Origin of the sequence: Bacillus sp. FDAARGOS_235 (assembly GCF_002073415.2) — a bacterium.
Lineage (GTDB): Bacteria > Bacillota > Bacilli > Bacillales > Bacillaceae_G > Bacillus_A > Bacillus_A toyonensis.
The window spans coordinates 4,399,188-4,419,678 of the sequence record NZ_CP020437.2 but is presented as its reverse complement, the minus strand read 5'-3'; the positions used below and the strand labels follow the sequence as shown (position 1 = coordinate 4,419,678).

Genomic DNA, 20,491 nt, shown 5'->3' with positions numbered 1-20,491 from the left:
AACTTTTAGTTAGAAAGGAGTGTTCATTTATGGCATTCGATGGATTATTTACAAGAGCAATTACACATGAAATTGCAAATTCTCTTTACACAGGAAGAATTTCCAAAATATATCAACCTTCAAAATACGAGATTTTATTACATATTCGAGCAAACGGAAAGAACCAAAAACTAATTCTTTCGTCTCACCCTACATATGCGCGTATGCACTTAACGAATCAAAACTACGATTCACCAGCAATACCGCCGATGTTTTGTATGCTTCTTCGTAAACATTTAGAAGGCGGATTTATTGAAAAAATTGAACAAATTGACTTAGAACGTATTATTCAAATTACAGTTCGCAGTCGGAATGAAATCGGAGACGAATCATTAAAAACATTAGTAATCGAAATAATGGGACGACACAGTAACATTATCTTAGTAGATACGAAAACAAATGTTATTTTAGATAGCTTAAAACACATATCTTTAGCGGTAAACCGCCATCGTACTGTATATGCTGGAGCTGAATATGTTGCCCCTCCAGCACAACATAAGGTTAATCCGCTTCTTATCGAAACAGCAGCTGATTTTATTAGACCGCTAGACTTTTTATCCGGAAACATGGACAAACAACTTGTCGGAGCATTTATGGGAATTTCCCCATTATTCGCAAAAGAAGTTGTAAAAAAAGCAGGTATGGCAAATGAAAAAGCATTATCTGAAGCGTTTTTCTCCATACAAAAACCATTACTAACTCATGCATATTCACCAACAATGATTACTGCAAACGGAAAAGAATTCTTTTATCTTTTCCCTCTTACACACTTGCAAGGAGAAGAAAAAACATTCTCATCTGTTAGTGAATTGTTAGACCGTTTCTTTTTCGGAAAAGCGGAGCGAGACCGTGTAAAACAACAAGCTCATGATTTAGAACGCTTTATGCAAAACGAAAAAAACAAAAATGAGAAAAAACTTATTAAACTTGAAAAAACATTACAAGATGCTGGAAAAGCAGATAAATATCAACTATTTGGAGAGCTACTTACAGCCAATATGTACGCTTTGAAAAAAGGCGATAAAGATATTGAGGTCGTTAATTATTACGATGAAAATGGCGGTACTGTAAAAATCACATTAGATCCTTTAAAAACACCGTCTGACAATGCACAACGCTATTTCCAAAAATACCAAAAAGCAAAAAAATCAGTTGTTGTGGTAGAAGAACAAATCGAAAAAACCAATGAAGAAATTCTTTATTTTGATAGCTTACTTCAACAAATGGAAGCTGCTTCTTCAAAAGATATTGAAGAAATTCGTGAGGAATTAGCCGAAGAAGGATATGTGCGTAATCGTAAGACGAAAAATGCAAAGAAAAAGCCTACAAAACCAGTATTAGATAAATATGTAGCTAGTGACGGTACAGAGATTTTCGTTGGTAAAAACAATAAGCAAAATGATTATTTAACAACGAAATTTGCCCGTCGGGATGAAATTTGGTTACATACGAAAGACATACCTGGTTCTCACGTTGTCATTCGTTCTTTAGAACCTGCTGAAGAAACTTTACTAGAAGCTGCAAAAATTGCCGCTTATTACAGTAAAGCAAAAGAGTCTAGCTCTGTACCTGTTGATTTTACAAAAATACGCCATGTGAAAAAACCGAGTGGTGCAAAGCTTGGATTCGTTACGTACGATAACCAACAAACAGTATATGTAACACCAGATGCTGACATCGTAATGAAATTAAAAGCGTAAATATAAAAAATGCGTTGCTAGATAGCAACGCATTTTTTATATTCATTCACATTCGTTCCTATATCCATTAACTAATTCACACTATCTTTCTTTTGTCATTTTATATATTGTCAAAAAGATTGACAGTGTCATTACGCATTTGTATAAATTTTTTTACAGTATGTATATAAAGTTCAACTCAAGTCAATGTTTTTATCCCCTACTAATTGCAATCTGAATTTTATTAACGGCACGCCTCCCACAAAATAGCTGGATAATCGTTTATTTTCCCTAATATATATTTTGGCACGCTATTTGCTTTATTCAATACTGTGAAAAGGAGGAATTAACATGACTTTAAAAATTGATAAAATCCAAAATCAACTACATCATTATGGACTTGACGGATTACTTATTACAAAAAAAGAAAATCGCCAATATGCAACAGGCTTTACAGGTAGTGCTGGTGTCGTCTTACTCTCTGCAGATCAAGCTGTTTTCATAACTGATTTTCGCTATGTAGATCAAGCCAAAGTACAAATAAAAGACGCGGAAATCATTATGCATAAAGGGAATTTGGAAGAAGAAGTTGCCAATCAAGTATCCAGATTAAACATTCAAAAACTTGGAATTGAAGAAAATAACATGACATTGCAACAATATAAAAACTTACAAAAATACGTACATGCGGAAATGATTCAAGTGTGCGAAATCATCGAAAATATTCGTATTATTAAAGACACGCCTGAAATAGAAACAATGAAAATTGCAGCTACTATTGCTGACGAAGCATTTCACCACATCCTTACCTTTCTAAAACCAGGAATAAGTGAAACTGATGTACGAGATGAGTTAGAATTTTTCATGCGAAAAAGAGGAGCTACATCTTCATCATTCCAAATCATTGTAGCTTCTGGCGTTCGTTCTTCTCTTCCTCATGGCGTTGCATCAAATAAAATAATCGAACGAGGCGATATCGTTACATTAGACTTCGGTGCACTTTACGACGGATATTGTTCCGATATAACACGTACTGTAGCGATCGGAGAACCGTCAGAAGAATTCAAAAAAATATACAATGTTGTACGAGAAGCATTAAAACGTGGAACTGAAGCAATTAAGCCTGGAGAAACTGCGAAAAGTATCGATGATGTAACGAGAGATTACATTACAGAACATGGATACGGTCAATACTTTGGCCACTCTACCGGGCACGGTCTTGGGTTAGAAATACACGAACCGCTTCGCCTATCCCAAGAAAGTAAGGCAACTTTACAAGAAGGTATGGTTGTTACAGTTGAGCCGGGCATTTACATACCAAACTGGGGCGGTTGTAGAATTGAAGACGATATCGTCATTACAAAAGAAGGCTATGAAGTTATTACAAAATCAAATAGAGAACTAATTGTTATCCCTTGTTAAAATCATGGCCCTTTTTAAAAGGAGTTTTTCTCTACACATAGAATTCCTTCTCTGGAGTATTCGTTTAAAGAGGGGGAATTTAAATTGAATTTTGTAATCGATAAGATAGATGGTTTACAGCTTGAATTTTCAAAACTTGTTTCCATGATGAATTACGCCCGTTACACAACGATGCAAGCAGTGGAAGGTTTAACAATTGATGAACTTGATTATTTATATGACGAAGAAGCAAATTCAATTGGCATGCTATTATATCACATGGCTGCTATTGAATTTTATTACCAAATTCATACCTTTGAGGATCGTGAACCGACAGATGCCGAATTAGAACGTTGGTTACCTGCTGTAGAGTTAGGGGCTATTGGACGAGAAAAAATAAAAGGAAACTCCATCGAATTTTACATCCATACATTACAAGAAGTACGCTCTAAAACAATTGAAACTTTTCAATCCTTACCCGAGGAATGGTTATTTAAAACGACAGACTTTTGGCATGACAAACCAGCAAATAACTACTTTAAATGGTTCCACGTATTTGAAGATGAAATTAACCATCGTGGACAAATTCGTTTAATAAAAAAGATGCAAAAAGCTCATTCAGTAAAATAAGAAAGTGCCACCTTATCCGGTGGCACTTTCTTTTATTCATTTACAAATATTTTCCTGTTTGCTTTTTTAGCAATAGCTGTTACCACTATTAAAATGAATAGTAAGTATAACCATTTTGCAACAAGTAACCACCCTTGAAAAATTGCTATGTCATTCATTTGTTCATAACCTTTTTTTAGCAAGAACGGAATTGTACTAATTATAATAACAAACTCAATGCTATAAATAATTTTCTTTTTCCGACTATACGTTTTCCACTCTTTCCAGCGGTACAAGGGAGCAAAAATGAATATGCCTATACATAATATAAATGGTGTCCATTCACTTTTTAAAAATTGTGCTGAAATGATAGATACTATTAAACAACCGAGCACACCATAATACCCTACTTTCTCTCTCATTCGTACTACCCCCATTCTATTCGCTCTTTACTATATAACTCCCTATTCTTATCATGACTCTTAGGAAAATAACGACTACAATTACAAAATAAAGACCTTTCGCAGACGACATCCATTGTTGAAAAATAGACATTTGCTTCTGACCTTCTATTAAAATAAAACCTACTACAAATGAACTAACAACAATGATATCTATCATAATTCCAATACTTTTCTTACTATGCTGTTTCATGTCATCCCAGCGAGATAAAAGCAAAAACACAAACCCGAGAACAGGCATAATACTTATCCATTCATTGTTTGTAAATAGATCTAAAATGATTAATAGACTACAAGAAATGATAAAGTGAAACTTTAATCCGTGGGGGTGTCCCCCACGGATTATTAGTTGAACCAATCGGGCTTTTACGGGCAGTTGATTTCCTACCTAACTCCCTCGCATTCGCCAACTTTTGAGGTGGGAATCTTACTGCCCGTTAATGCGGGATAAATCCCCAAAAACCAACTTTTTTTGCGCATACGCCCTCCTCCAGTTCCATTTTTAGGATTAATTGTATTGTAACATCCATTTTATACCCTTACCATTACAGTACATGAAATTTTATTTTTCCCTATACTCACATACATTCACCGCTTTCATACAATGAACTACACGAACGCCTAAAGGATGTGAATGTTGTGGGAGTTGAATTAACGCTTTTACATGCTCTCTATATTCTTTGTTTACTCACTATTATTACCTTTTTTATTTTTAGAAAAGATACAACGATCATTTGTATCATTTTTATCCTTTTATTAGCATTAACCGCTACAAGTTCTATCCCTCTTGCCGTTAGCAGTATTTTTCAAAGTTTTATTTATGCCATAACTGAACTATTACCAACTATATTGATCATCTCCATTATCGTATCGATGAGTAACCTACTCGTTCATACTGGCATAAATGATACGATGATTTTACCATTTACAAAGATGATTCGTACACCTACACTTGCCTACTGGATTATCGGCCTTTTAATGATGACAATTTCTTTCTTCTTTTGGCCTTCCCCAGCTGTCGCGTTAATGGGGGCTATTTTATTACCCGTCGCTGTACGCGTCGGCCTGCCACCAATTGGGGTTGCAATTGCTATGAACTTATTTGGACACGGAATTGCTTTATCCGGCGACTTCGTTATTCAAGGTGCCCCGAAATTAACAGCGGATGCAGCTGGTTTACCAGTTTCTAGCGTCGTATCCGCAAGTGTCCCCCTCGTTATCGTTATGGGCGTTGTTACAACTTCTGTTGCTTTTTTCTTCTTACGAAAAGAATTTCATACAGGCTTATCGTTGCAAGACTCTTCTTCAGCAACTGAACCATCCAAAACTATCATTTTATTATCTCCTCACATAAAGAAATGGCTCGCCATATGTATCCCTATCGTATATATCATTGATATCCTTTGCATGATTCAATTTAAACTACAAGGAAGCGATGCAACAGCACTTATTGGCGGGACGACTGTTATTATGATTATCATTATTGCTCTCATCGCCTACAAAGGAAATGGCCTGAATAAAACGACCGATTATTTTATAGAAGGGCTCCAATTTGGATTTAAAATCTTTGGTCCAGTTATCCCAATTGCTGCACTTTTTTATTTAGGGGATAGCGGATTTGTAAAAATTATCGGGGACTATTTACCGAAAGGTTCACACGGAATCATTAACGACTTAGGAATCGCCTTATCTCAAACTGTTCCTTTAAACCAATATGTATCAGCGGGAACACTAACTATCGTTGGTGTCATAACAGGGTTAGATGGATCTGGCTTTTCCGGTATATCACTTGCTGGTTCGATTGCCAATCTTTTCGGCACAGCACTGGGGAATGGAATAGCTACATTAACAGCACTTGGGCAAATTGCTGCAATCTGGACCGGAGGCGGGACTTTAATTCCTTGGGCGCTTATTCCTGCCGCTGCCATTTGTAAAGTAGATCCATTTGAACTTGCACGCCGAAACTTTTTACCAGTTATAATTGGCTTAATTGTCACCACAATCGTTGCGATGTTTATTCTATAAAGTAAGCAGGTGTTCTCTTGCTTACTTTTTTATTGTGAAATCAATCATTTATTACGGACTTTCAAAAGGGATTATGTATATGTTAGCGAAGTTATATTAGGAGAGTATTTATTTCAAAACGTTTACGAGAAACAGATTACTTCCATTCGAAAAGGGGACATAACTATGAATGAATTGATTTTCGTCTTATTAATTTGTCCATTACTTATCTTTATCGTTTCTGTTATTGGAACCCGCAAGACGCAAACATATTACGTAATGCCGATTGTAACGTTTGCTAGTTTTTTAATACTAGGTGTCATCGCCTTTACTCCAAAATTTTTCTTTTGGATTGGCATGTATAGCATTTTCTCATTTATTGTTTCTTATATGACTCTCTTGTTTGTGAAAGGATATGAATTTGTAGAAAGCACTAAGTAGTTAGTAGTAAGGGGCTTTGATATTGATGGGAATTTGCTTGAATTTATATAAAAAGACGACCGCGTTCCCCCGCAGTCGTCTTTTTTCATATTACGCTGTGATCCAAGCTTCGTTAGCTGGATTTTTACGCCACTCTTGTAATTTTTTCGTTTCAGCTTGTCCGATCATACCTTTTTCTGCTGCTACTTCAGTTAATGCACTGTAGTCGCTTAAAGAGTATGATGCTACGTTAGCTGCTTCTAGTTTTTCTTTTCCTGCTTCTAACTCGTATGTGAAGATTGATACGATTCCTAATACTTCACAGCCTGCTTCGCGAAGTGCTTCTACACATGTAATTGCACTACCACCAGTTGAAATTAAGTCTTCTACTACTACAACTTTTTGACCTTTTTCAGCTTTTCCTTCAATTTGATTCCCTTTACCGTGGCCTTTTGCTTTACTACGTACGTAGCACATTGGTAAATTCATACGATCGCTTACCCATGCAGCGTGCGCAATACCAGCAGTTGCTGTTCCTGCAATAACTTCTACAGTTGGGAAGTGCTCTTTAATTAACTCTTCTAATCCAGCTGCAATCGCTTGACGTACTTTTGGATAAGATAAAGTTAAACGGTTATCACAATAAATTGGTGATTTCATACCTGAAGACCAAGTGAATGGATCATTCGGTTGTAAAAATACTGCTCCAATTTCTAATAAATGCGATGCGATTTCTTTTTTCATACTGTTACACCTTCCCACTGTTGTTTTACTGTTTTATACGCTTCAAGCGGATTTTCTGCTTTTGTAATACTACGCCCAACTACGATGTAGCTTGAGCCAAGTTCCCTCGCACGTTTCGGTGTTGCTACGCGCACCTGATCATTCACATCATCGCTTGCAAGACGGATCCCCGGTGTTACTGTTACAAATTCATTCCCGCATACTTCACGTAATTTTGGAACTTCAAGCGTTGAGCAAACAACGCCATCAAGTCCACTTTCTTTCGTTAATTTTGCATAATGAGCAACCGCTTCTTCTAACGTTTTCTCAATGCCGATCTCTTTTTTCATCATAGCTTCCGAAGTGCTTGTTAGTTGTGTAACTGCAATACAAATCGGTCTCTCTTTTCCTTCTTGCTTACCTTCCTCTAATCCCTCAATCGCAGCTTTCATCATACTGCTTCCCCCAGCAGCATGAACATTTACCATATCAACATCTAGACTAGCTAGGCTACGCATAGCGCTTTTTACTGTATTCGGAATATCATGAAGTTTTAAATCTAGAAAGATTTTATGTCCTTTTTCTTTTAAGTACGTAATAATCGCAGGGCCTTCTTTGTAAAATAACTCCATACCAACTTTGACAAATAACTCTTCCCCTTCAAAGTGGCGCAAGAATTGTTCTACATCTTGTTTCCCCGGAAAATCTAGTGCAACGATTAACGACTGTGACATGTTTGCTTCCAGCTCCTTCCTTGACATTCCGAAATGTGATCAAATCCTAATTCATCTAGTAATGCTGGTAACTCTTCAATAATTGTCGGACATACGAACGGATCTATGAAGTTCGCTGTACCTACTGCAACTGCGCTTGCACCAGCGTAGAAGAACTCAATTACATCTTCTGCTGACTCAATACCACCCATTCCGATAATTGGAATGTTAACCGCTTGGCTTACTTCATGTACCATACGAATTGCTACTGGCTTAATCGCAGGACCTGATAGTCCGCCCGTACGGTTTGCTAAAATTGGTTGGGCTGTTTTTAAATCTAGACGCATACCAAGCAATGTATTAATCATCGTTAAACCATCTGCACCTGCATTTTCAATCGCTTTTGCAATTTCCACAATGTTTGCCACGTTCGGTGACAATTTCACGTATACAGGTACTTCAGAAACCTCTTTTACTCGCTTCGTTAAATCAGCAGCAATTTCAGGATTTGTACCAAAAGCGATACCACCTGTTTTTACGTTCGGACAAGAAATATTTAATTCTAGTGCATGGACATTAGGCGCTTTAGAAATTTCCTTTGCAACTGCTACGTAATCCTCAGCTTGTGAGCCCGCAACATTCGCAATGATTGGAAGATCAAATTGTTCTAACCATGGTAATTCAGAATTCATTACTTTTTCTAAACCTGGGTTTTGAAGTCCGATTGCATTTAACATGCCGCCTGGTGTTTCAGCAACACGAGGCGTCGGATTTCCATAACGTGGTTGTTCTGTCGTCGCTTTAATCATGATTGATCCTAGTACACTTAAATCGTAAAACTGTGCATATTCACGACCAAATCCAAAGCATCCAGATGCTGGTATAATTGGATTTTTTAATGACAATCCTGGTAATTCAACTTGCAATCTGTTCATAGTACAACCTCCCCAATTGGAAATACCGGTCCGTCGCTACACACCTTCTTATAAGAATGTCCACTTGGATCTTCTTGTAAGTGGCATACACATGCGAAACAAGCTCCAATACCACAACCCATACGTTCTTCTAATGAAATATAGGCTTTTTTCTCTTTGTAACGTCCTTCTAATGCACGAAGCATCGCTAACGGGCCACATGAATAAAGAATGTCAAAGTCGATTCCGTAATTATCAATTACATCTGTAACAAATCCCTTTGTACCGTGTGTGCCGTCTACTGTTGCAACGTACGTATCACCAAGTTCTGCAAATTTTTCTTCATAGAAAACAACTTCTTTCGTTTGAAAACCTAAGATGTGAATCACACGTACACCTTTTGCAACGAGGCGCTGTGATAATTCATAAAGTGGTGGTACCCCAATTCCCCCGCCTACTAATAAAGCCGTTTGTCCTGTTTCTGCTTCTTCTACAGGAAAACCGTGTCCTAGTGGTCCTAGTACATCTACCATTTCACCTTGTTTTCTAGTTGCTAATGTTTTTGTCCCTTGTCCTTCCGTACGATATAGCATTGTAAACTCGTTCTTCTCTTGATCTACATTACAAATACTAATCGGGCGGCGCAGAAGGGGCGCAATGCCCTCTGCTACCTTAATGTGTACAAACTGCCCTGGTTCGTTCATTTGCTGTACTAACGTTCCTTGAAGCACTAATTCGTAAATGTTTTTTGCGATTTCTTTTTGGTTAACGACGATCATATTTTGCTTTTGCATCATGCATGTACCACCTCGTGACGCTTTGTTTGCGTAATTTCTTTCATTGAATGAGCTGAGAATGTCATAGATTCTAATACTCGTAAGATTGCTCTCGTTGTATCAAGTGATGTTAAGCAAGCCACACCGTTTTCTACTGATTCACGGCGAATGCGGAAACCATCACGCGCTGGTTGTTTTCCTTTTGTTAATGTATTGATTACAAACTGTGCTTTTCCTTGGCGGATAATATCTAGTAAGTTGTAGTCTTCAGAATCAATTTTGTTTACAACTTGTACTGGGATATTTTGCTCTGCTAATGTTTGTGCCGTTCCAGCTGTTGCTAATAAGTTATAGCCGATTTCATGGAAACGTTTTGCAATTTCCATCGCCTCTTCTTTATCTTTATCCGCTACAGTGATGATTACGGATCCGTGCGTTGGGATGTTAATTCCTGAGGCAACTAGCCCTTTGTATAATGCTTTTTCAAGCGTTAAGTCTTTCCCCATTACTTCCCCTGTTGATTTCATTTCAGGTCCTAATGTTGTATCAACTGAGCGTAGTTTCGCAAATGAGAATACTGGTGCTTTTACATACACTTCTTTCTCTTCTGGGTGATAGCCCGTTCCGTATCCTTGCTCTATTAGGTTTTGACCTAAAATAACTTTCGTTGCAACATTCGCCATCGGTACGCCTGTAATTTTACTTAAGAATGGTACTGTACGGCTCGCACGTGGGTTTACTTCAATTACATACACTTGATCTTTGAATACTACAAACTGGATATTTAGTAACCCAACAATGTTTAATCCTTTTCCAAGTGCAATTGTATGTTCAATAATTTGTTCTTTTAGTTCGTCAGATAAGCTTTGTGGTGGATATACTCCAATTGAATCCCCAGAGTGAACTCCAGCGCGTTCAATATGTTCCATAATACCTGGAATGAACACATTCTCACCGTCTGAAATTGCATCTACTTCAATTTCTTTACCAACCATGTAACGGTCGATTAATACCGGATGCTCTGCATGAACTTTAACTGCATTTTTCATGTAGTGCAGTAGTTCTTCTTGACGATATACGATTTCCATCGCACGTCCACCTAGTACGTAAGATGGTCTTACTAATACTGGGTAACCAATTTCTTCAGCGATTGCTACCGCTTGTTCTACAGTTGTTGCTGTTTTACCAACTGGTTGCGGGATTCCTAATTTTGTTAATGCAGCTTCGAATTTATCTCGATCTTCTGCGCGGTCTAAATCTTCAAGTGATGTTCCTAAAATTTTCACACCGTGTTCTTCTAATTTCGCCGCTAAGTTAATTGCCGTTTGTCCACCGAATTGTACGATAACACCTTCTGGCTTTTCTAAATCGATAATGTGCATTACATCTTCAATCGTTAATGGTTCAAAGTATAATTTGTCAGAAATACTGAAGTCTGTTGAAACTGTTTCTGGGTTGTTATTTACAATGATTGCCTCATATCCAGCTTCTTTAATTGCCCATACAGAGTGAACTGTTGCGTAGTCAAACTCAACACCTTGACCGATACGGATTGGACCAGACCCTAGTACAACCACACTCTTACGATCTGTTATAACCGATTCATTCTCGTCACCGTATGTGCTGTAGTAGTAAGGTGTTGCAGATTCAAACTCTGCCGCACAAGTATCTACCATTTTATAAACAGGAGTCATATTACTTTCTTTACGCATATCGTAAATTTCACGCTCTGTTTTGTTCCAAGCATTGGCGATGTAATGATCACTGAATCCCATTTCTTTTGCAGATTGTAACACTTCCATATTTCCTGCATTTTCTTTTACTTCGTGTTCCATGTTTACGATGTTTTCAATTTTTTGTAAGAAGAAGAAGTCCATTTCACACCATGAATTAATTTCTTCTTTCGTTACACCTTGACGGATTGCTTCTGCTACAACGAACAGACGCTCATCGTCAGCTTTTATAATACGTTTTTTCATTGTTTCTTTATCAAGTTCTTTTAAATGGTCTAATTCTAAGTGATAAATCCCTAGCTCTAAAGAACGAACCGCTTTTAATAATGATTGCTCTAAGTTACGTCCAATTGACATAACTTCACCAGTTGCCTTCATTTGTGTACCAAGCGTTCTGTTTGCTGATTCGAACTTATCAAATGGCCAACGTGGAATTTTTGAAACGACATAGTCTAATGCTGGCTCGAAGCAAGCGTATGTTTTTTGTGTTACTGGATTTACAATTTCATCTAATGTTAAACCGACTGCAATTTTCGCTGCTAACTTCGCAATTGGATATCCAGTTGCTTTAGATGCTAGTGCAGATGAACGACTCACACGCGGATTTACTTCGATTACATAGTATTGGAAGCTATGCGGATCTAGTGCGAGCTGTACGTTACAGCCACCTTCGATTCCTAATGCACGAATAATTCGTAATGAAGTGTTTCGTAACATTTGATACTCACGGTCACTTAATGTTTGACTCGGTGCTACAACGATTGAATCACCTGTGTGAACCCCAACTGGATCGATATTTTCCATGTTACATACTACAATCGCGTTATCATTCGAATCACGCATTACTTCATATTCAATTTCCTTACAACCAGCAATGCTCTTTTCTAATAAACATTGTGTCACTGGACTATGTTTTAATCCACCTGATACGATTTCAATTAGTTCTTCTTCATTACTACAGATTCCGCCACCTGTTCCCCCCATTGTAAATGCTGGGCGAACAATAACTGGATAACCAATTTCTTTTACAAATTCATGTGCTTCTTCTAGCGTATGAATAATGGTACTAGATGGAATTGGTTCATTTAATTCCTGCATTAATGTACGGAATAAATCACGATCTTCCGCTTGCTCAATTGCTGATAATTTTGTTCCTAAAATTTCAACTCCGCATTCTTCAAGTATGCCTGATTTCGCAAGTTCAACAGCCATATTTAGGCCTGTTTGACCACCTAATGTTGGTAGGATTGCATCTGGACGTTCTTTACGAATGATACGGCTTACGAATTCTAATGTTAATGGTTCTATATATACTTTATCTGCTGTTGCAGTATCTGTCATAATTGTTGCTGGGTTAGAGTTAACAAGGATTACTTTGTAACCTTCTTCTCTAAGAGATTGACAAGCTTGTGTACCAGAGTAATCAAACTCTGCTGCTTGCCCAATTACAATTGGTCCTGATCCGATTACTAAAATTGTGTTAATGTCTAGGCGTTTTGGCATAACTCTTCCCCTTCTTTCTTGAAGTTTTCAATCATTTCTAAGAAATCTTCGAATAAATCATTTGCATCTTCTGGTCCCGCTGAAGCTTCTGGATGGTATTGTACTGTAAATGCTGGAAACTTCGTATGACGAAGACCTTCTACTGTTCCATCATTTAAAGCAACATGTGTAATTTCAAGATTTGTATTTTCAACTGACTCTTCTTCTACTGCGTATCCATGGTTTTGGGAAGTAATTGCTACTTTTCCAGTTGCAAGATTTTTTACTGGATGATTTAAACCACGATGACCGAACTTCAACTTACTTGTATTTGCACCAGATGCTAATGCGAATAACTGATGTCCTAAGCAAATCCCGAATAAAGGAACTTTACCGATAATGTCTTTTAACATTTCAATTGCTTCTGGTACATCTTTTGGATCCCCAGGTCCATTACTTAACATAATTCCATCTGGGCTAAGGCGTAAAATCTCTTCTGCTGTTGTATTGTAAGGTACTACAATTACATCACAGTCACGCTTATTTAATTCTCTTAAAATACCATGTTTCATTCCGAAGTCTACAAGTACAACTCGATGACCACGGCCTGGGCTTGGGTATGGGTCTTTCGTTGATACGCGTTTTACATGATCTGTAAATACTGTCGCTTTTAATTGGCCCACAATGTACTCTACATCTGCATCCATGTTACAAAGTCGTCCGCGTAATGTACCGTATTGACGAATTTTTCTCGTTAATTTTCTCGTATCAATTCCTGCTAATCCTGGAATTTTTCTTTCTTTTAAGTAATCATTTAACGAAATTTCATTACGGAAGTTTGATGGATGATCACAAATTTCATTTACGATTAAACCATTTACAGATGGGTGAATGGATTCAAAATCGTCACGGTTAATGCCGTAGTTTCCGATTAATGGGTACGTAAATGTTACGATTTGACCGCAATATGATGGATCAGATAATGTTTCTTGATATCCAGTCATTCCTGTTGTAAATACAACCTCACCTGACTTTTCGATTTCGCCTCCGAAACCTTTTCCAATTAATACTGTTCCATCTTCTAAGATAAGTTGTCTTTTCATACTAATGCACTCTCCTTTTGCCATGCGATCTTACCGCCAACGATTGTCATTACCGGCCATCCTTGGCATTTCCAACCTGCGAATGGTGTATTTTTTCCTTTTGATAAGAATGTTGTTGGATCAATCTCTTCTTCTTGTTCTAAATCAATGATTGTAATATCAGCTACTCTACCTTCTTTCAGGCGACCTGCTTCTAAACCGAATGTATCAGCTGGTTTTTCTGTTAAGAATTGAATTAACTGTTCTAATGTAATAATTCCTTTTTTCACAAGGTTTGTGTATAGAAGTGGGAATGCTGTTTCAAAACCAGTAATTCCGAATGGTGCTCTTTCAATTCCTTGTGCTTTCTCTTCCGCTGTATGCGGTGCATGGTCAGTTGCGATCATATCGATCGTTCCATCTAATAGCCCTTCAATTAACGCTGCGTGGTCTTCTTTTCCACGAAGCGGTGGGTTCATTTTAAAGTTAGGATCAGCTGATGGGATATCATCTTCACATAACACTAAGTGATGCGGTGTTACTTCTGCTGTTACTTTAATTCCAGCACGTTTTGCATCACGGATTACACGTACAGACCCTTTCGTACTTACGTGACATACGTGATAGTGACAATCTGCCGCCTCAGCAAGCAGTATATCCCTTGCAATATGTACAGATTCACATACTGATGGGATACCGTTTAATCCGTGTTTCTCAGAAAACTTCCCTTCATGTACACAACCTTTATTAATAAGTGTATTTTCTTCACAGTGTGCAACTACTGCCATATTCAACTTCGCTGCACGCTTCATAGCAGCTAGCATCATGCTCGCATCTTGTACGCCTACTCCATCATCAGTGAAAGCGAATGCTCCAAGCTCTTTTAACGTTTCGAAATCTGTCATTTCAGAACCTGCTTGACGTACTGTAATTGCTCCATATGGTAATACATTTACGTGTGCTTTTTCTTTAATACGTTTTTGTAAGTCTTCCATATGTTCCCTGCAATCTGGTACTGGACGTGTATTTGGCATTGCGCAAATTGTAGTGAATCCACCTTTTGCCGCTGCTAGTGTGCCTGTTGCAATTGTTTCTTTATGTTCACCACCTGGCTCACGAAGATGTACATGTACATCTACTAATCCAGGTGCGATTAACTTTCCGTTCACATCGATTACTTCAGCATTATCTGCCGTAATATTTTCTGCTACTTTCGCAATTTTACCGTCTTGTACGAGAAGATCTGTTGCTACGATTATTCCTTCTTCATTCATATAACGACCATTTTTAAACAAATAATTCATGTTTCATTCCTCCTAATACATTTGGTAAGGCGCGTTTTAGTACAGCCATTCTTACGTAAACTCCATTTTCCATTTGTTTAAATATGCGTGAACGCTCACACTCAACAAGTTCACTTGCAATTTCCACATCCCGGTTGAAAGGAGCTGGATGCATAATAATGCTTCCTTCTTTCATACGTTTTTCTCTTTCAAGCGTTAATCCGTGTTTTTCATGATACTCTTTCATAATGTCTGTTTCATAATGATCATGACGCTCATGCTGTACACGAAGTAACATCATTACATCAACTTCTGGAACTAGCTCATCTAAGTTTTTGTACGTTCCAAATGTGTTTTTTTCATCTTTCCACTCTTCTGGGCTTGCAAAATAAATCGTTGCCCCAAGCTTCGTTAATGTTTCAGCATTGGATCGTGCTACTCGGCTATGGCGAATATCTCCAACAATTGCAATCTTTAAACCTTCAAAACTTCCAAACTCTTGTTTAATTGTTAGAAGGTCGAGCAGACATTGCGTTGGATGATTTCCGCATCCATCTCCAGCATTTAAGATTGGAATGTTTACTTGATCTTTTAGCTCATCGAAGTAACGATCTTGCTCGTGGCGGATGACTACCGCTTTTGTTCCGATTGATTCCAGTGTTTTTATCGTGTCGTATAACGTTTCTCCTTTTTGTACGCTAGATGAATCTGCTGAAAAGTTTAATACGTCAAGTCCTAATCTCTTCTCAGCAACTTCGAAGCTAAATCTCGTTCTCGTACTATTCTCAAAGAACAAGTTCGCAACAAAAGTTTGCTCTGTTGTTTTGCTCTCTTTCCCATTCGCGAAATCTTCTGCGTCTTTTAGGATTTCTGAAATTTCTAGTTCCGATAATTCACTCATCGTTAACAAATGGCTCATCGTCATCCCTCGTCTTTCTAATTTTTATGATAGCATTTATGGATATTTATAACAACATTTGCATAAAAATACCCTAGTCATGTGAGACTAGGGTGCAAGGAAGAAGCCACCCTTTTCTGTCTCACAGGACTGAATTAAAAGGTTGTTTTTATGAAGCAATCTGCTTAGATTGTTTTATTTGTTTCGTTTCTGGTAGTAGTAGATTTAACAGTACACCTACAATTGCTGCTAGTGCCATTCCTTCTACTTGGAACGATTCTCCTACGTGAAGTACCGCTCCGCCAATACCAATTACTAGTATAACTGATGCAATCATTAAGTTTCGTTTGTCACTTAAATCTGTTCTATCATCTACCATCATGCGTAAACCACTTGATGCGATTACACCGAATAGTAAGATTGATACACCACCCATAACTGGTGTTGGAATCGAGTGGATCAGTGCTGAAATCTTCCCGATAAATCCAAACATGATTGCGAATACTGCTGAACCGATGAATAAGTATACACTATACGCTCTCGTAATTGCTAGCACACCGATGTTTTCACCGTATGTTGTATTCGGTGGTCCACCGATTAGTGATGCGATTAATGTTGCTACCCCATCCCCAAAGATTGAACGGTGTAAACCTGGTTTTTCAATTAAATCTCTTTTAATAACATTTCCAAGTACAATTTGATGTCCGATATGTTCTGAAATTGTTACTAGTGCTACTGGCACCATTAAGAGTACAATCTTCCACGAAAACTCTGGTGTGTATGTTACAAACGGTACTGTGAAATCAGGTACGACAAACCATTTCGCCTCAGCTACCGGTTTTAAATCTACTAGCCCTTGGAAGTAAGCGAAGATATATCCGCCGATGATTCCAAGTAACACCGGTATGATGCTGAAAAATCCTCTTCCAAATATGGAGCAAATGATTGTAATTGCTAATGTTACTAGTGCTACTGAAAAGTGTGTAATGCTATATTTACCATCCGCACCGTTCATCGCCATGTTCACTGCTGTATGTGCTAAAGCTAAACCGATTACCATTACTACCGGACCAACTACGATTGGCGGCAGTAATTTCATAATCCACGCTGATCCAGATTTCTTAATTCCGATTGAAATTAAGATGTACACCATTCCTGCAAGTAAGCCACCAAGCATCGCTGCTCCGGGGCCACCTGCTGTTTTTGCTGCAATAATCGGTGCGATAAAGGCGAATGATGATCCTAAATACGCAGGTACTTGACCTTTCGTTATAAGAAGAAACGCTAGCGTTCCTAATCCACTTGATATTAACGCTACTGACGGATTCAATCCTGTTAAAAATGGAACAAGCACTGTTGATCCAAACATCGCGAACAAATGTTGTATACTTAAAAATAACCATTTTCCCGGTTTCGGTACTTCATTAACGTCTAACACTGGCTTTTGTTCCATTGTTACATCCTCCTTCAGTTTAAATCTTTGCAATAAAAAAACTCTTTGTGCCTGTGCACAAAGAGTCCTATACTTTCGTATGCCAAATTCGACATATGAAAGCCAAGACCCTTTGGCAGCCTCACAGGACTACATTTAAAAGGGCTTTACTTATCGTATATACTTACTCGATCTTGTTGATCTGTCTCTTGCAAATCAACTTCGATACGCTCTTCACTTGATGTTGGAATGTTCTTTCCTACATAATCAGCGCGAATTGGTAATTCACGATGTCCTCTATCTACAAGAACAGCTAATTGAATTTGTGATGGTCTTCCTAAATCCATAAGAGCATCCATCGCAGCTCGAACTGTTCTTCCTGTATACAATACATCATCTACAAGGATTACTTTTTTCTTCGTAATATCTACTGGAATATCTGAACCTTTTACTAGTGGTTCTTTATTCTTTGATTGAAGTGTTAAGTCATCACGATATAAAGTTATATCTAACTCTCCTACTTCCATCTCTTTTCCTTCAATTTGACCAATTCGTTCTGCCAAACGTTGTGCAATAAAAATTCCACGTGTTTTAATTCCGACAAGAACACAATTATCCACACCTTTATTTCGTTCCACGATTTCATGACTAATTCGTGTTAAAGCGCGGCGAATCATTTGGTCATCTAAAACGACAGCTTTTTCCTGCATGCTCTACACCTCCAAGCTATTTTTCTTGCGTGAGAGTAATGGTATAAAAAAAGTCCTCTCAGCGTGTGCGAGAGGACTTTTGAAAAAAGGGTACAACATACCCTAAGTATTTCAAACCGTTACCTTCTCAACCTCACGGGGCTGTGTTAAAGGATCATTATTTAACTGTTGTCAGTATCTCAGTTTTCTCATGATTTGTCAATACTATTTCCGTAAAATATTTAAAGTCTCTTCAAACACTTCTGGAATCGGTGCCTCAAACTGAATATATTCACCAGTACGAGGGTGGTCAAATCCTAAAATACCTGCATGAAGTGCCTGTCCATTCATGTCTAATGTTTTCTTTGGTCCATACTTTGGATCTCCTGCAAGTGGATAGCCAATATATTTCATATGAACACGAATTTGGTGTGTACGTCCTGTTTCTAAGCGACATTCTACAAGTGTGAAATCTTTGAAACGATCTAACACTTGGAAATGCGTAACAGCATGCTTACCATTTTCATCAACTGTCATACTTTGACGTTCTTTCTTATCACGAGCAATCGGAGCATCAATCGTTCCCTTATCATGCGGAATAACACCGTGTACAATCGCTTTGTAACGTCTTGTTACTGTTTTTGCTACAAGTTGATTTACAAGTGATTCGTGTGCCATATCATTTTTAGCAACCATTAATAGGCCAGATGTATCTTTATCAATACGATGCACGATACCAGGACGCATTACACCGTTAATGCCTGATAAATCTGTACAATGATGCATAAGACCATTCACAAGTGTGCCACTTGTATGACCTGGTGCTGGATGTACAACCATACCACGTGGCTTATTTACAACAAGTACATCTGCATCTTCATAATAAATTTCTAAGTTCATATCTTCCGCTTGAATATCTAACTCTTCCGGATCAGGAATCGTTACTGTAATTTCATCATTTTCTTTAACTTTATAATTTACTTTTACCGATTTCCCATTCACTGTTACAACATCATCTTTAATCCATTGCTGTACTTGTGAACGTGACCATTCACTGTTAATTTCTGCAACGAATTTATCGATTCGCTCACTTTTTTGTTCTTCTGCAACTGTTACCTGTACTACTTCACTCATTCAATTACTCCTTCGTTTTCTTGCCTTCTAATAATGTTTGAATAATAATTAATACAACACCAATACATAACGCTGAATCAGCTACATTGAATACTGGATAGTTGTACGAGAAAATATACACGTGAATAAAATCCACTACTTCTTGTCTAAATACACGATCAATAAAGTTACCAATTGCTCCACCTAAAATTAGACCTAATGAAATTCCTAGAAGCTTGTCTGTTTTTGCATATTTTTTCATATACATTACGATAAATACTACAAAGACAACCGTAATAATGTAGAAAAACCACATTTTATTTTCTAAAATCCCCCAGGCAGCTCCTCTATTTCGATGTGATGTTATGTATAATACATTATCGATTATCGGAATGCTCATACCCAATTCCAAGTTCTTTACAATTAGCCACTTCGATATTTGATCGATGGCAATGACAAATAACGCTATTACATAATATATCATTTTCATTTCCCCCACAAAGACAGTGTACCTCAAAATTTTAGCATAGCTGCTACCTTTTCACAATGAACCTTTATAGAAGAATAAAATAAATTAAAAAAAGGTAATATAATATCGTTGTGCGTATTCATACATTTACCTTTTCATAGAAAAATTCATGAATCGTACGGGCAGTCGGCATTGTTTTCATTTGCTTTGTCGAAATTACTCTCCCCGTCTCTTCACAAATACCGTACATATCTATTTCCATTTTAAATAATGCGCGTTCTACATCCTTTAAGTCCTCTTTTATATCATGTAATAGCAATTTTTTCTTTATCTCTTCCTTAATTTCATATCCAAGCTCTTGGCTGAACTCAGCATCATATTTGTGCATTACTTCTTTAGCTAGTCTCTCTTGCAACTCTTTTCTCATCAATTGCAATTCTTCTTTTATTTCCATGTAAATTTCATTCACGTGTACATTCCTCCTAGCTGTAATGTACAGTTAGTGTGTCCGAAATTTATTTGCTTACCTCACACACATTTTTCCTTCACAGGAAAGAGCCTGAAAGTTATT

At 37.6% G+C, this 20,491-nt stretch carries 20 protein-coding genes; 5 read left to right on the top strand and 15 right to left on the bottom strand.

Translation table 11 applies throughout. The features are described 5' to 3' along the window. Positions 1-29 precede the first annotated feature (29 nt). The 3 genes from A6J74_RS25215 (at position 30) to A6J74_RS25205 (ending at position 3,749) form a co-directional block, all read left to right on the top strand. Positions 30-1,739, top strand: coding sequence for an Rqc2 family fibronectin-binding protein (locus tag A6J74_RS25215; RefSeq protein WP_000863272.1), 1,710 nt, complete (start codon positions 30-32; stop codon positions 1,737-1,739). 330 nt (positions 1,740-2,069) lie between these two features. Continuing rightward, on the top strand, positions 2,070-3,140 hold the full coding sequence (locus A6J74_RS25210; protein WP_000172784.1) for a M24 family metallopeptidase: 1,071 nt from the start codon (positions 2,070-2,072) through the stop codon (positions 3,138-3,140). Positions 3,141-3,224: 84 nt separating this feature from the next. Continuing rightward, the gene (locus tag A6J74_RS25205) at positions 3,225-3,749 is read left to right on the top strand and encodes a DinB family protein (protein ID WP_001012024.1); all 525 of its coding nucleotides are present in this window, start codon (positions 3,225-3,227) and stop codon (positions 3,747-3,749) included. 32 nt (positions 3,750-3,781) lie between these two features. Here A6J74_RS25205 and A6J74_RS25200 read toward each other — a convergent pair whose 3' ends face one another. Both A6J74_RS25200 and A6J74_RS25195 read right to left on the bottom strand, forming a co-directional pair. Further along, positions 3,782-4,150: a YoqO family protein gene (locus A6J74_RS25200; protein ID WP_001208472.1), complete on the bottom strand. Its 369-nt coding sequence runs from the start codon at positions 4,148-4,150 to the stop codon at positions 3,782-3,784. Positions 4,151-4,166: 16 nt separating this feature from the next. Continuing rightward, the gene (locus A6J74_RS25195; protein ID WP_044810435.1) at positions 4,167-4,532 is read right to left on the bottom strand and encodes a YoqO family protein; all 366 of its coding nucleotides are present in this window, start codon (positions 4,530-4,532) and stop codon (positions 4,167-4,169) included. Positions 4,533-4,828: 296 nt separating this feature from the next. Between A6J74_RS25195 and A6J74_RS25190 the strand changes: the two genes are divergently transcribed. Together A6J74_RS25190 and A6J74_RS25185 are read left to right on the top strand one after the other, a co-directional pair. After that, positions 4,829-6,214: a hypothetical protein gene (locus A6J74_RS25190; protein ID WP_000537882.1), complete on the top strand. Its 1,386-nt coding sequence runs from the start codon at positions 4,829-4,831 to the stop codon at positions 6,212-6,214. A gap of 165 nt (positions 6,215-6,379) precedes the next feature. Next, positions 6,380-6,634, top strand: coding sequence for a YbeF family protein (locus A6J74_RS25185; protein ID WP_001003941.1), 255 nt, complete (start codon positions 6,380-6,382; stop codon positions 6,632-6,634). A gap of 90 nt (positions 6,635-6,724) precedes the next feature. On the opposite strand, the gene pyrE is transcribed toward A6J74_RS25185, so the two are convergent. The 13 genes from pyrE to A6J74_RS25120 form a co-directional block, all read right to left on the bottom strand. After that, complete coding sequence (gene pyrE, locus A6J74_RS25180; protein ID WP_000711460.1) at positions 6,725-7,357, bottom strand: orotate phosphoribosyltransferase; 633 nt, start codon at positions 7,355-7,357, stop codon at positions 6,725-6,727. After that, a complete protein-coding gene (gene pyrF, locus A6J74_RS25175; RefSeq protein ID WP_000083496.1) occupies positions 7,354-8,070 on the bottom strand; it encodes an orotidine-5'-phosphate decarboxylase in 717 nt (238 codons plus the stop codon). The genes pyrE and pyrF overlap by 4 nt, the downstream gene beginning before the upstream one ends. Further along, a complete protein-coding gene (gene pyrD, locus A6J74_RS25170; RefSeq protein WP_001081058.1) occupies positions 8,055-8,984 on the bottom strand; it encodes a dihydroorotate oxidase B catalytic subunit in 930 nt (309 codons plus the stop codon). The genes pyrF and pyrD overlap by 16 nt, the downstream gene beginning before the upstream one ends. Next, positions 8,981-9,760, bottom strand: a complete 780-nt coding sequence (pyrK, locus tag A6J74_RS25165) for a dihydroorotate oxidase B electron transfer subunit (protein ID WP_000983367.1) — start codon at positions 9,758-9,760, stop codon at positions 8,981-8,983. The genes pyrD and pyrK overlap by 4 nt, the downstream gene beginning before the upstream one ends. Next, a complete protein-coding gene (gene carB / locus A6J74_RS25160) occupies positions 9,757-12,975 on the bottom strand; it encodes a carbamoyl-phosphate synthase large subunit (RefSeq protein ID WP_001126140.1) in 3,219 nt (1,072 codons plus the stop codon). Before carB ends, pyrK begins: the two co-directional genes overlap by 4 nt. Then, complete coding sequence (locus A6J74_RS25155) at positions 12,960-14,057, bottom strand: carbamoyl phosphate synthase small subunit (protein WP_000828663.1); 1,098 nt, start codon at positions 14,055-14,057, stop codon at positions 12,960-12,962. The genes carB and A6J74_RS25155 overlap by 16 nt, the downstream gene beginning before the upstream one ends. Continuing rightward, entirely contained in the window at positions 14,054-15,340 is a 1,287-nt protein-coding gene (gene pyrC, locus A6J74_RS25150) for a dihydroorotase (RefSeq protein WP_001108362.1), read from the bottom strand. The genes A6J74_RS25155 and pyrC overlap by 4 nt, the downstream gene beginning before the upstream one ends. Then, a complete protein-coding gene (gene pyrB, locus A6J74_RS25145; RefSeq protein ID WP_000018838.1) occupies positions 15,324-16,238 on the bottom strand; it encodes an aspartate carbamoyltransferase in 915 nt (304 codons plus the stop codon). Before pyrB ends, pyrC begins: the two co-directional genes overlap by 17 nt. Before the next feature lie 148 nt (positions 16,239-16,386). Beyond that, positions 16,387-17,670: a uracil permease gene (uraA, locus tag A6J74_RS25140; protein ID WP_000435917.1), complete on the bottom strand. Its 1,284-nt coding sequence runs from the start codon at positions 17,668-17,670 to the stop codon at positions 16,387-16,389. Positions 17,671-17,816: 146 nt separating this feature from the next. Then, entirely contained in the window at positions 17,817-18,359 is a 543-nt protein-coding gene (gene pyrR, locus A6J74_RS25135; RefSeq protein ID WP_001156491.1) for a bifunctional pyrimidine operon transcriptional regulator/uracil phosphoribosyltransferase, read from the bottom strand. 204 nt (positions 18,360-18,563) lie between these two features. Further along, positions 18,564-19,472: an RluA family pseudouridine synthase gene (locus A6J74_RS25130; RefSeq protein ID WP_000005847.1), complete on the bottom strand. Its 909-nt coding sequence runs from the start codon at positions 19,470-19,472 to the stop codon at positions 18,564-18,566. Between the two features lie 4 nt (positions 19,473-19,476). Beyond that, on the bottom strand, positions 19,477-19,935 hold the full coding sequence (lspA, locus tag A6J74_RS25125; protein WP_000642173.1) for a lipoprotein signal peptidase LspA: 459 nt from the start codon (positions 19,933-19,935) through the stop codon (positions 19,477-19,479). A 124-nt stretch (positions 19,936-20,059) separates the two neighbouring features. Next, on the bottom strand, positions 20,060-20,389 hold the full coding sequence (locus tag A6J74_RS25120) for a TraR/DksA C4-type zinc finger protein (protein ID WP_001002952.1): 330 nt from the start codon (positions 20,387-20,389) through the stop codon (positions 20,060-20,062). Positions 20,390-20,491: the final 102 nt, after the last annotated feature.

Excerpts from the sequence above, each read along its gene's own strand:
- uraA (WP_000435917.1), bottom strand. The coding sequence starts at position 17,670 with ATGGAACAAAAGCCAGTGTTAGACGTTAATGAAGTACCGAAACCGGGA.
- carB (WP_001126140.1), bottom strand. The coding sequence starts at position 12,975 with ATGCCAAAACGCCTAGACATTAACACAATTTTAGTAATCGGATCAGGA.
- A6J74_RS25215 (WP_000863272.1), top strand. The coding sequence starts at position 30 with ATGGCATTCGATGGATTATTTACAAGAGCAATTACACATGAAATTGCA.
- A6J74_RS25185 (WP_001003941.1), top strand. The coding sequence starts at position 6,380 with ATGAATGAATTGATTTTCGTCTTATTAATTTGTCCATTACTTATCTTT.
- pyrE (WP_000711460.1), bottom strand. The coding sequence starts at position 7,357 with ATGAAAAAAGAAATCGCATCGCATTTATTAGAAATTGGAGCAGTATTT.
- A6J74_RS25210 (WP_000172784.1), top strand. The coding sequence starts at position 2,070 with ATGACTTTAAAAATTGATAAAATCCAAAATCAACTACATCATTATGGA.
- lspA (WP_000642173.1), bottom strand. The coding sequence starts at position 19,935 with ATGATATATTATGTAATAGCGTTATTTGTCATTGCCATCGATCAAATA.
- A6J74_RS25200 (WP_001208472.1), bottom strand. The coding sequence starts at position 4,150 with ATGAGAGAGAAAGTAGGGTATTATGGTGTGCTCGGTTGTTTAATAGTA.
- pyrK (WP_000983367.1), bottom strand. The coding sequence starts at position 9,760 with ATGATGCAAAAGCAAAATATGATCGTCGTTAACCAAAAAGAAATCGCA.
- A6J74_RS25130 (WP_000005847.1), bottom strand. The coding sequence starts at position 19,472 with ATGAGTGAAGTAGTACAGGTAACAGTTGCAGAAGAACAAAAAAGTGAG.
- A6J74_RS25155 (WP_000828663.1), bottom strand. The coding sequence starts at position 14,057 with ATGAAAAGACAACTTATCTTAGAAGATGGAACAGTATTAATTGGAAAA.
- pyrF (WP_000083496.1), bottom strand. The coding sequence starts at position 8,070 with ATGTCACAGTCGTTAATCGTTGCACTAGATTTTCCGGGGAAACAAGAT.
- pyrD (WP_001081058.1), bottom strand. The coding sequence starts at position 8,984 with ATGAACAGATTGCAAGTTGAATTACCAGGATTGTCATTAAAAAATCCA.
- pyrC (WP_001108362.1), bottom strand. The coding sequence starts at position 15,340 with ATGAATTATTTGTTTAAAAATGGTCGTTATATGAATGAAGAAGGAATA.
- pyrB (WP_000018838.1), bottom strand. The coding sequence starts at position 16,238 with ATGAGCCATTTGTTAACGATGAGTGAATTATCGGAACTAGAAATTTCA.
- pyrR (WP_001156491.1), bottom strand. The coding sequence starts at position 18,359 with ATGCAGGAAAAAGCTGTCGTTTTAGATGACCAAATGATTCGCCGCGCT.